Below are 11,355 nucleotides of genomic sequence, written 5' to 3' on the forward strand. Positions count from 1 at the left end.
TCAACACAAGTTGAGGGCTTTACAATTAGTCAAAGAATGGGCATCTTTGCATAAACAAGAACTCAGAACCAATTGGGAAACTGCTCAATCAGACAGCCCCCATTTTTTTAAAATTGACCCACTTGAGTAATATGATCCACCTCATCAAAGAAATTCTCCAAGTCGAGCCTTTCACGGTGACTGTCCGCTACAATACAGGAGAAGTGCTTAGCATCCCATTTAAACAACGCTTGCAGAAATGGGCTACTACTGCAGACAGCCCATTCTCCAAGCTGCTTCAAGAAGATTATTTCTCCCAAGTTCAGCTTGATCCAGAGGCCGAAACGCTGGTATGGCCCAATGGGTTAGATTTTTGTCCCGACACCCTTTATACATGGGCACTTGAGGCCGAGGTAACTCCTGTTTCGCGCTAAGGACGCCGTCTTCCGCTTGTTCAAGTCTTCCCCATATACCAGTGTCATCCTATGAAAGTTAATGGGAAAACTTGAGCTAGCCGGAATAATTATAGATTAATAGCCAAATTGAAGAAGCAAATGTATAGTCTGGTCTTTAAAAAATCTTTTTCACACAATGGTTCACACTCGTCATTGTGGATGAAGTTTATCGGGAATGAAACCATTATGGCGGATGGTGGTGTGTTGTGTCGGTACAACAAGGGAGAACTGGTTCCAATCTATCAATTTGATCGAAACATCTACTTGATGCAAGTGGCGCAGCATGTTCTTCATATATTGTTGTATGAACCGAATCAATTCTTTCTATGGCGTTTTGATGGTTCATTACCTGAATTCAGTTCAACTGAACTACAGATTTACTATGAAAATAGTAAATCTGAATTTGGTTCATATTTTATTAAGCATCCAGATTCACCTAGAGAAATCGGCATTTTTGATTTTAAAAAAAATTGTCCTTTATTTAAAGGAGAAAAAAAGAGTAGCTACATTATAGCTAATGGAAATTTGTTTTTAAGTTTAGCTTCCAATGATTTGCTGGTATATAGGTTTTCGGATGCAGGTGATCAACTATGGAGCTGCCAGCTGCCCAATCGACCATTTTGGCAAGATAATACTGGACCTGATGAATTGATAAATGATAAAATAACTAAAATAATAGGTATACATAATGCCTTGATTTGGGTAGCTACCATGTCAGGCAGTATCTATGCTATAAATATCGACACTGGGAAAATTATTTACGGTGTCCAAAACCCTGATCAAGAACAAGTTAAAGACATTTGGAAGAAGAAGTTTTTGACTGGAAAAACTCAATATTCTCTTAAAGATGTGCCTAGTATTACAAAATCTGTGGAATTTGAAACGAGTGAATTTGATGCTAAGAATAACATGATTTTTGGGCTTTGGATGCAAAAATACTGGGAATTTGACGTTCACCGACCAAATGAATCTCTTCGTGTAGTAGACATGGGTGGTTATCTAAAACAAAAAAATTATCAATCGCTGGATTTTGTCTCTAATTCCTTACCTTTTGATGACGAATACATCTACACTTGTGAGAGCTATCAAGGTATTATCGTTGCCATCAACAGGAAGACACTAGAAATTGACTGGTCATATGAAATTGACATAGAACCACAAGGATTGCTTCGGAAGATTTTAACAGTTTATTACCACAACAATCAATTGTTTGTAGTAGACCGAGAAAACACCTTATATGTTTTTGAAAAAACAAATGCAAGCACATGAAAAAACTTGAACTAGCGGGGTTGAAGCGTTGTTGGGAGGAGCAACTTAGATTATGTGACACTTATAGCTCAAATACATCTACAATCTTGTAACCCTCGACTTTAGTCGGGGGCTTAAGGCTACCCACCTACTCACATCTAACTTCACTCCAGAGGCTTGCATCATGAAATGGTAAATGATGGAAACCTCTGGAAGGATGTTAGATGTGAAGGGTGAGTGCCCTTGAATCCACCCGTTGAAACGGGCGGTTACAAGATGATAGATGTGGTCAGTGTTATCTGCTGGTGCCTAGTCTTCTATCTTGAAATCTACATCATTTGTCATTCCTCAAATTCTCATTTGAAACTCGTTTTCGGAGCGCTTCAAGTTCTTGTTTGAGCTGTTCGACTTCTTGTTTGGTGCGAGTTTTCTCTTGTTTGTCTGCACTATCTTTTAAAAAACAAAAATCTTTTTTATTTTTGCCTGTGCTGGATGTTTTGCTAATCACCCTAAATTCCTAATTTTTTTAAAGCAAAACATCATGTTAAACCCAGAGCTTGGATCTTACCAGCAGAACTTGCACTTCAAGCAAGCATTCAAGGACTTAGGCTTAAACCTAGCCGAAGTATTTGTATTCACTCCAATGGATTTGGACTTGGAAAACCGACGGCTGGCAAACCTATTGACTTTTGTAAAAAAGTACCAGCAATATGGCAGCCAGGAACTGATGGAATTGGAAAAGGGTGATTATTGTTTTCCACCAATCTCGCCGGGCATTTCGCCGGAAAGTGATTGGTATCGCTTTGAATTGTGGCTACAGGGAGAACCCATTCGCAAAACCATCCGCGAGCAGATGCCCAGAATGTTTAAAGTCAAAAATCCAGCTGAGATCCCAGAAGCGGAGCTGGAAGCTGAATTGGAAAAACTGTTGGATGCAGTTGAACAAGCCGGATATGGGATCAGCCTCAATGAGGGAATTCCTGCTCGACTGGTGTACAAGGCAGTCGCGGAATGGATTGGAGAGGAATTTGAACTGAGCAGTCCAGGTAGTGGCGGTTGGTTTTTTGATGGCTGTAGCGGCTTTTGTCCCGATTGTATGCAACGCCCCTGGTGCGATACAGGACTCAATTGCTGTTGGTCAGAAGACGAGGAAGCCGGCAAAATGTTCTTAATCGACGAGTTGAAGGATTATGTTTCGGCCAGTCCGCAGTCTTTGGCCATTTTGCAAGAGATTCAAGCGGAAAAGGATGCTTACATGGCCAAATTTATGGAAGAAAATAAAAATTCAAACATCACTGGCGTTGGAGATGATGATGAGGACTGGAGGGTGAAACGGAATTGAAAGGAGTACTCTTGATTCAATACCCGCTTATTCAAGTCTTTCCCCATGTACCAGCGTCATGCTATGAAAGGTAACGGGGAAGACTTGAACTAGTGGGGAAATCAAGCCATAAATCTAAGCACATGAAAACAAGAGTCGTAGCTTCAATTGTCGACGTAAATCAGTATGCTATTTTTACTTTTTTCACTTCAATATGCTTTCTTCTGCTTTTCTGTAAGAACGGCGTAGCTGAATTGGTTAGTTCAAGTAAGAAGGAAAAGATATTGTACCATCCGGCAATTTTTTTGAAACCAGTTAAAGAAATAGACAGTATGGAGGTCAAAGAAATCTTTGATTATAAAAAGAATAATGATTCAATTCATAAGTTTTCATATGGAGATGGGTTTAACTATGTACTTTTACAAAAAAAAGTTAAAGACTGGTGGGATTATTACCCATATTTGGACCTTAATAATTTAAAACATCCAATTAATAAAGAATATATACCCAGCCCTGGCCTTGTCATATGTTGCATTAGATATAGATTAAGTCCTGATGAAGACATGATTTTTTTCTACTATTTTGGTGATATGGTAAGTTCAACTAGGCTCACACCAGATTTAGTTATTAGCAAGTTTGATGGAAAATCTAAAAAATATAATGTTATTTTCTCAGGCAATCATTTTGAATATAAAACAGAAGATTTTGGGGAATATAAAGGCAATTTTTATTTTCTCAATGACTACGGAAGAGAACGAGTGGATGTTTACAAATATATGAAGGGTCGATTTGAACAAGATGCTACACGTAAAATAATTTTGAAAGACTCCGCAGGAGTCGGCGTTCGTTTTATTGATTGGGATAAAACGCTTTGGCCTTAAATGCCAATTCTATAACTCACTCCGTGAGGTATAGAATGCAAAAATTCTGGGAATTTGACGTTAACCGACCAAATGAATCTCTTCGTGTAGTAGACATGGGTGGTTATCTAAAACAAAAAGCTCCATCCTCAACTCGGCACAATCACCCGAATAGCATTCTCCAGAATCGTAAACTCCGCCGGGCATTCGCCCAAAAACTCTCCATCGGCTTCCAAATACACTTTTTCATTTGCTGCGGACTCTACCACAATGCTTTTGGCCTGGTGCAAAGTAACCTTGCGGTGGCCACCAATCGTACCTGCATAAAACCTCGGCGTACTGAGAATTACATCCCATTTGGGGATTTTGCCCGCAATGGTCAAGCCCAATAAGCCATCATCAGGGATCGCTTGGGGCACAAATTGCATGCCTCCACCCGAAAATTTACAGATGCCAATGTTGATGGTGTAACAAAATTCCTGAATCGACTGGCCGTTGAAGGTGATTTTGCAAGCCAGTGGCTGAAAGCGAAACAAACAGCGTAAAATCCACCAAAGGTAAACAAAACGATTTTGGGCACTGACCTGGTTGTCGTTCATGGTTTTGACCACAAACGCATCGTAGCACAAGCCCGCCACATTGGTGAAATAACGCTGGGATTGTTGCCCATTCGTCCAATAACTGGCCATGCCAAGATCCTGCAAGCGACTGGATGAAGTAAACAACTGGGGCAGCCATTCGCGCCAATTGGCAGGGATGCCATACGTCCGAATCCAGTCATTCCCGGTGCCTACGGGCAGCAATCCGTACTGCACTTCGGTGGCTGGAACGATATTTTGCAGCATCAACCCATTGATCACTTCGTGATTGGTGCCATCTCCGCCTATTGCAATGATGTGGCGGTAGCCGATAGATAGGGCTTCCTGCACCATCGTGATGGCATGACCAGGGCCGATGGTAAAATTGGAAACAAAATCGATGGATAGCTTATAGAGTTCTGCTTCAATGGAAGGCCAGAGCTTTTTGACCAGGCCTCCGCCAGCAGCCGGATTTGCAATGATGAACCAATTGGGCATGTATAGGTATTAGGTTGTAATCGATTTCAAACTGAAATTTGAACCAAGCTCTTAATTTTTGTGAAAATAATTGCAATAAGCGCCTACTTTTCGTACTTTATTCGAGAATTTTGCGGCAAATTAACCAACTGAAACCATGTTCAAATCCGCATACCGCCTGTTTACGCTTGCCACACTATTGATCGCCTTTTCCAACTGCCAACCACAAAAGCCTGAAATTGAGGAAAAGACAGCACCTGTGTTCAGGTACAAAAAAGAGCAACACCATTTTTCCAAAGCTTCGGAAGGCTGCAAAACAGATTCAAACGAATGTGCCATTGTGGCCATGAATTACCCGCAGTTTAAGGAAGAGGGTGCCGTTTTTGCCCGCATCAATGATTCCATTTTGCACTACGTGAAAGCTTCGTTGACTTTCGAAGATGAAAAGTTGAACAATGATATGGATCTGGATGCGCTGGGCAATCGCTTTATCCAGGACTACAACGAGTATTCTGCCGAAGCCAAAACCCGCGCAGAAGAAGACAACTCCGAATTGTTCATCACGCCCTGGAACATCGAAACCGATGGCGCCGTCATTTTTGAATCGCCCAAAGCAGTTTCCATCCGGCTCGATGAATACGCCTACACCGGAGGTGCGCACCCCAATAGCAACACCAGTTTGTTTGTGTTCAACACCAGTACGGGAAAACCGATCAGATTGAAAGATCTGCTGAAAAATCAGGCTAAATTGGAACGCTTGGTCGAGCAAAAATTCCGCGAAACCCACGAATTGGCGCCCAACGCCAACCTCAACGACAAAGGGTTCTTCTGGGAAGGCAAATTTCAACTCCCTGCCAACATTGGCATTGTAGCCGAAGGGATGCTGTTCTTTTACAATTCTTACGAAATTGCCGCCTATGCTGTCGGCCCAACCGGTTTTGTGTTGAGCTGGGAAGAACTGGGTACATCAATTGACACCAACAAACTGAAATAAGCGAGCATGTCGAAACCACAGATCGCTTGGACTTTTCCTTTGTTTTTGGGCTTTTGGATGCTCCTGAATGTGCTACAAGCCACCTTCACCTCGTTGGATCCAGACGAAGCCTACTACTGGGTTTATGCCCAAAACCTGGACTGGGGCTATTTTGACCATCCACCTGCGGTGGCCTTGATGATCAAAATCGGTACTCTGCTGCTTCCCGGTACATTGGGACTGCGCTTTCTGGTGGTTTTGGCCAATGCGTTGACCTTGCTGGTCATCTGGGATCTGGCCGACCGCCCCCAGCGTGGTCGCAGTGTGTATGTCTTGCTTGCGTTGATGGTGGCCATGCCTTTTTTGCATTTGTACGGGTTTATCACTACCCCTGATGCCCCCTTGATGTTGTTTACGGCCTTGTTTTTTTGGGCCTACCGTCGGTTTTTGGCGCAGCCCAATTTAGCGTCTGCGGTATGGTGGGCGTTCATTATGGCGGCCTTGTTGTACAGCAAGTACCACGGTATTTTGTTGATCTTTTTTACGGTGTTGTCCAATTTGCGCTTGTTTCGCAATCCCTGGTTTTACCTGGCTGGCTTTTTGGGGGCTTTGCTGTTTTTGCCACATTTGTATTGGCAATACAGCCATGATTTTCCGTCGTTTCGCTACCACCTTAAAGGTCGCAACGATGTATACGAACTGAAGTATACCACTACTTACCTGCTCAATCAGTTGGTGATTTTTTCTCCTTTGCTGGTTCCTTCCATCGCGCTGGCATTTTTAAGGTTGCGGTTTGGAACCCCAATTTTGCGCGCTTATCGCCTGGTTGTTTTGGGCTTTTGGGCGTTTTTTTTGTGGAGTACCACCAAAGGCCACGTTGAGCCGCAATGGACTGCTATTCTGTCTATTCCGCTGGTGTTGCTCTTGTTTGCCTATGCGCAACAAAAAAGCTTTTCATCCAAAACCGTGATTGGTTTGGGGCTTGCTTCAGGAGGTTTATTGCTGCTTACCCGGCTTGCCCTGGTTTATATGATTGGCCCTTTGGGCAAAGACTTCAATAATCAGGGCTGGATCGATCAGGTACAGCAAAAGGCAGGCACAACGCCCGTTCTTTTTCACAATACCTACCGCAGCCCGGCGCTTTACGCCTTTTATACCGGCGAAAAAGCCTATGAACTGACCACGGCACAGTACCGCAAAAGCCAGTACGACCTCTGGAACGACGAAGTGGATTTGCAGGGCAAAAAGGTTTACCTGGTCATGCACGGCGATACCTACTGCACGCAATGCGACAGTTTGAATTTTGGAAGAAATAAAATGCTGGGCCTGGAACTCAAGGATTTTCAGGTAGTTGAGAAAATTACCCTGGAAGTGCTGGATGCGCCCCAATCGGCAGTAGCTGGAGATTCGATTTCCGTTCGGGTGAAACTGCACAATCCTTACCCTTTTTCAATTGATCCTCAGCGGGGGACTTATGCGGTGAAACCAGGAGTGGCCTTTCACCGACAGGGGCAAGTGCTGTGGGTAGAAGATTGTACCTCCAATCAGCCTTTGGGGATCTGGAAATCTGGCAAGGACTATATTCTGGAATTAAAATGCCGTACTCCGCTTGAATTTAAGGGCAAGCTGGATTTGGTGTTCGGTTTGCGGTACGCCAATTTACAGCCCACTTTGGCGGGTGAGGCAGTTGAATTGCTGATAAAATAAATTGTTTGCCGCAGGGAGGTGTTTTTATTTCACGCAGATTTCGCACAGATTGAAGCGCAGATTTTCGCAGAAAAAATCTGTGTAGAATCTGCGCTTCAATCTGCGCGAAAAAAAAATGTCCAGATAATCGCCCGAAGTATTATTCAAAAAATGGAATCCCGGGAATCGCATATTTTTTCATCCCTTCCTCGTTGATTTCTACCCCAATTCCTGGCTTTTCAGACACGGTGATGAAGCTGTTTTGCACCCATTCTCCTTCGTAATGCACAATTTCTTTGAACATGGGTTGGGTGTGGAAATAGGATTGCCACTCCAAAATCAAGAAATTGGGTACGGAAGCACAAACATGTGCTGACGCCATTGCGCCCAAGAATGAAGCGACCATATGCGGCGCAAAAGGCACATAATACAAATTGGCCAGGTTGGCAATGCGCTGCCCTTCGCCCAAGCCACCTGCTTTTTGCAGGTCGGGCATCACAATATCCACTGCACCGATTTCCAACAACCTTCTGAATCCATGCGCCAGGTAATGGTTTTCTCCGGCACAAATGGGCGTGCTGGACGATTCGCTGATCAACTTGTAGGCTTCCGCGTTTTCGGCGGGGATGGGTTCTTCCAGCCACATCAGGTTCAAGGGCTCCAATAGCTTGGCTACGGCCTGACCAGTCACCGCATCGTACCTGCCGTGCATGTCTACACAGATGTCGATGTTGGGACCCACTGCGGCTCTGGCTGCTGCAATCTGGTCGTACATGCGTTTGAGTTCTCCGTGGCTGGCTGTCCAGTTGTAGGCGTCGTATTTGTTGGGGTCATTGGCTTGGTCCAGGTCAAATTTGAGGGCATTGAATCCCATTTTGACGGCATTTGTTGCGGCATCAGCAAAGTCTTTGGGAGTCGGCAAATTTCTTTGGTAAAGCGCTGTATCACAATAGACCCTGACTTTATCGCGAAATTTTCCACCCAAAAGCTGATAAACAGGTAAGTTCAAGGCTTTTCCAGCCAGATCCCATAGGGCAGTTTCAATGGCAGAAAGCACCGCAATATACATACCCGATTGTGCACCCTGAAAAAAACCAGATCGGCGGATGTCTTCAAACAGCCGATGCACATTCAAGGGGCTTTTGCCCTTGATTCTTTCTCCAAAGTTTTTGACCAGGTGATAAGTGCCCGGGATGGCGTCTACGCCTTCGCCGCAGCCCCAGATGTCTTGATTGGTGTATATTTTGACAAAAAGACTGCCGCGGATGTAGCCACATTTCACCTCGGTGATTTTTAGGTCGGCAGGAGAGGAGGCTTTGGGGATGTTATCGATGGCAGTTTCATAGCCTTTTCCAAAGGCAGACAAGGAAACCATCGGGGTCAAAGCCGTAGCTATTGCGGCTTTGGATATAAAGGATCTTCTGGATGTAGGTTTTGACATGATTGAAAGGTTTTAAAAGTGGCGAAAAGGGGAGACTACCAGGTGCGACCTTTCAGGAATTCCTGGATTTGTTCTTTTGGAACGGGTAGCTTGTCGATGTGCAGATTGAGCCAGGCAGAAAAGTCTTTTTCGATCTCGTCGCTCCATTTGGTATCGATCTGTCCTGGAGTGTATTTTTGTTCGCGCAGGCGCAGGTGGCCAAACATGTCGCGCAGTCTGACAATTTCTGAAGTCTTGACAACTTTTTCCACCAAATGAGGAGGAATGAAAATCACGCCGCCATCACGGCCCAAAACGGCATCACCTGGCATTACGGTCGCTTTGCCAATGCGGGTGGGGTGATTGATGGCCACCAGGGTGGTATTCAATTGTCCGTCCGGATTGTTGAGGTGGTGAGAGGGGTGATAAGAACGGAAAAAGGAAGTAAAGGAACCAATCTCCCGCAGGCCACTGATGTCGCGAATTGCTCCGTTGTACACGATGCCATTGCCGGTTTTGGCAAAAATGGAGTTGCCCAGGTTGTCGCCGATGGTTGGCCCGTCTTCGTGCGCGCCAAACTGGTCTACCACGTACACATCGCGCTTGGTCAAAAGGTCGATTGGCCAGGAGTTTTGAGATTTGACCCGGCCATCTTTGGTATGCCCTTTTTCGTCAATAACCCGGTGGATATCGGGTCGCCCGGGCATGAAGGTCGCAGTGACTGCTCTGCCTACCAAGACGCTGTCTGGGTTGATGGTTTGCCACCCGTCGTCGTACTGAAATTTGTAGTTTTCGTTGCGCAGCACTGCCCAGGCTTCTTCGTGGGTGACCAGTTTCAGGCGATTGAGGAGTTGGTCGGACACTTTGGGACGGCCATCAGCATATCTTTCTCCTTTCCATTCCGGAGTAAGAAAAATCAGCTCTTCTTTACTGATTTGTTGGCCAATAGCAGGCAGGACAAAAGCCATGCTTGTGAAGACAAGCAGGCAAAATTTTAGTTTTGACATGTTGTGTTTGTTTATAGTTACAAAAAAATCCACTTAACTCAAAGATAGTTTTTTATCGAACTTTTCAGCTTTCTGGGTCAAATTTTGATTTCCAAAAGCGCCAGTACCCCCTTGTAATGCGCAGGTAGGCCTTGGGTATTGTCCAGGTCTATCGTTTTGAGGTAGCTGAAACCACATTTTTCATAATAATCAATCAGTTTTGGGTTGTCGCCCCAGGTATCTAGTCGGATGTACTCCAATTGATTGGCGAGGCAGTAACCCCGAGCCCATTCTACAATGATTTTGACAAAAGCCGCCCCTCTGAATTTTGGGTTGGTCACAATGCGGTGAATGTACACCGCGGGTTCGAGGTCTCTCTCTCCCCAGAAGATGGCATCGCTCAGGGTTGTAGCAAAGATGCAGGCTACTTCATCGTCGATGATGATTTTCCATTGTCGATTTTCCCGAATTTCGGTCTCAATCAGGCTGCTTTCAAAACCTTCCCATTGTTTGTTGAACACCTTTTTTTGAAAGGCGATGGCTTCGTCGTATAGGGCGAAGATGGTATCAAAGTCAGCTGGGGTGCTGTTGGTAATTTGCATAGCATGGGCTTATTTAACGCCAAATATCCCTGTTTTTATGGATTTAACGTCGGTTCGGAGATATTAAAAAAAAACATCCCCGAACCGACATTATTTTAATACTTCGCCGCTTGCCCAGGCTTGGGCAATGACAGTTTGATGAATTCCCGCAAATGTTCATTGCTGCTTTCCAGGTCTTCCTTGCGCAGGTACATCATGTGTCCACTGCGGTAGCCCTTCCAGCTCATGCGGTCTTTGAGTTTGCCACTGGGATCCATTTGCCACATGTTGTATTTGGCGTTGAAGTAGTCACATGCTCCATCGTAATAGCCAGACTGCACCATCAAATGCAGGTAGGGATTCTGTGCCATGGCCTGCCGCAGGTTTTCGCCCGTTTTATCGCCAGTACGATCCCAGGGATTGACGGGGCCAAACATGTTGTACTTCAAATCGGTTTTATATTTCAACTCTTCGCGTAGGTAGATGTTGATCGGTGGGGTAAAGGAATGCAACCAGGAGGTCAATTCCGCGCTGTAATCGGGACCCATGCCGATATCCTGCCGATCAAGCCCGAGATAGCGCGAATCCAGGCGACCAACGGTATACCCTCTGTCGCGCAGCAATTCTTTCCAGAAAAAAGCGTAAGAAATGTCTAGGTTGGCTTGTAAAATCACCGCTTCCTTGATACCAGAATACCGGGCAAATTTTGCAGCAATGGCTTTCTTTTTGCTGTCTTCCAGAAATCCACCTCTGGCTACGGCAGGCAACAGTTCGTTGATGGTAAACTCCTC

10 protein-coding genes and 1 pseudogene are annotated in these 11,355 nt (G+C 44.9%); 6 read left to right on the plus strand and 5 right to left on the minus strand.

Features of this window, described 5'->3' with window-relative positions:
* The first annotated feature begins 131 nt into the window (after positions 1-131).
* From ABW391_RS08905 to ABW391_RS08920, 4 genes are all read left to right on the plus strand, one after another.
* Entirely contained in the window at positions 132-413 is a 282-nt protein-coding gene (locus tag ABW391_RS08905) for a DUF2442 domain-containing protein (RefSeq protein ID WP_353481551.1), read from the plus strand.
* Positions 414-533: 120 nt separating this feature from the next.
* Entirely contained in the window at positions 534-1,703 is a 1,170-nt protein-coding gene (locus ABW391_RS08910; RefSeq protein WP_353481502.1) for a hypothetical protein, read from the plus strand.
* A 520-nt stretch (positions 1,704-2,223) separates the two neighbouring features.
* The gene (locus ABW391_RS08915) at positions 2,224-3,024 is read left to right on the plus strand and encodes a hypothetical protein (protein WP_353481503.1); all 801 of its coding nucleotides are present in this window, start codon (positions 2,224-2,226) and stop codon (positions 3,022-3,024) included.
* Positions 3,025-3,146: 122 nt separating this feature from the next.
* On the plus strand, positions 3,147-3,884 hold the full coding sequence (locus ABW391_RS08920) for a hypothetical protein (RefSeq protein ID WP_353481504.1): 738 nt from the start codon (positions 3,147-3,149) through the stop codon (positions 3,882-3,884).
* Between the two features lie 128 nt (positions 3,885-4,012).
* Here ABW391_RS08920 and ABW391_RS08925 read toward each other — a convergent pair whose 3' ends face one another.
* Positions 4,013-4,939, minus strand: a complete 927-nt coding sequence (locus ABW391_RS08925; protein WP_353481505.1) for a diacylglycerol/lipid kinase family protein — start codon at positions 4,937-4,939, stop codon at positions 4,013-4,015.
* A 136-nt stretch (positions 4,940-5,075) separates the two neighbouring features.
* Between ABW391_RS08925 and ABW391_RS08930 the strand changes: the two genes are divergently transcribed.
* Together ABW391_RS08930 and ABW391_RS08935 are read left to right on the plus strand one after the other, a co-directional pair.
* A complete protein-coding gene (locus ABW391_RS08930; RefSeq protein ID WP_353481506.1) occupies positions 5,076-5,912 on the plus strand; it encodes a DUF3298 and DUF4163 domain-containing protein in 837 nt (278 codons plus the stop codon).
* A gap of 6 nt (positions 5,913-5,918) precedes the next feature.
* Entirely contained in the window at positions 5,919-7,598 is a 1,680-nt protein-coding gene (locus ABW391_RS08935) for an ArnT family glycosyltransferase (protein WP_353481507.1), read from the plus strand.
* Between the two features lie 139 nt (positions 7,599-7,737).
* Here ABW391_RS08935 and ABW391_RS08940 read toward each other — a convergent pair whose 3' ends face one another.
* The 4 genes and pseudogenes from ABW391_RS08940 to ABW391_RS08955 form a co-directional block, all read right to left on the minus strand.
* The gene (locus ABW391_RS08940) at positions 7,738-9,018 is read right to left on the minus strand and encodes a mandelate racemase/muconate lactonizing enzyme family protein (RefSeq protein ID WP_353481508.1); all 1,281 of its coding nucleotides are present in this window, start codon (positions 9,016-9,018) and stop codon (positions 7,738-7,740) included.
* A gap of 35 nt (positions 9,019-9,053) precedes the next feature.
* Complete coding sequence (locus ABW391_RS08945; RefSeq protein ID WP_502916319.1) at positions 9,054-10,004, minus strand: RraA family protein; 951 nt, start codon at positions 10,002-10,004, stop codon at positions 9,054-9,056.
* A 77-nt stretch (positions 10,005-10,081) separates the two neighbouring features.
* Positions 10,082-10,585 (minus strand): GNAT family N-acetyltransferase, encoded by a 504-nt coding sequence (locus tag ABW391_RS08950; protein WP_353481509.1) that lies wholly within the window; start codon positions 10,583-10,585, stop codon positions 10,082-10,084.
* A gap of 95 nt (positions 10,586-10,680) precedes the next feature.
* Positions 10,681-11,355 (minus strand): annotated as a pseudogene (locus ABW391_RS08955) (carboxypeptidase); the annotation flags it as partial.

Origin of the sequence: Haliscomenobacter sp. (assembly GCF_040403615.1) — a bacterium.
Taxonomy (GTDB): Bacteria; Bacteroidota; Bacteroidia; order Chitinophagales; family Saprospiraceae; genus Haliscomenobacter.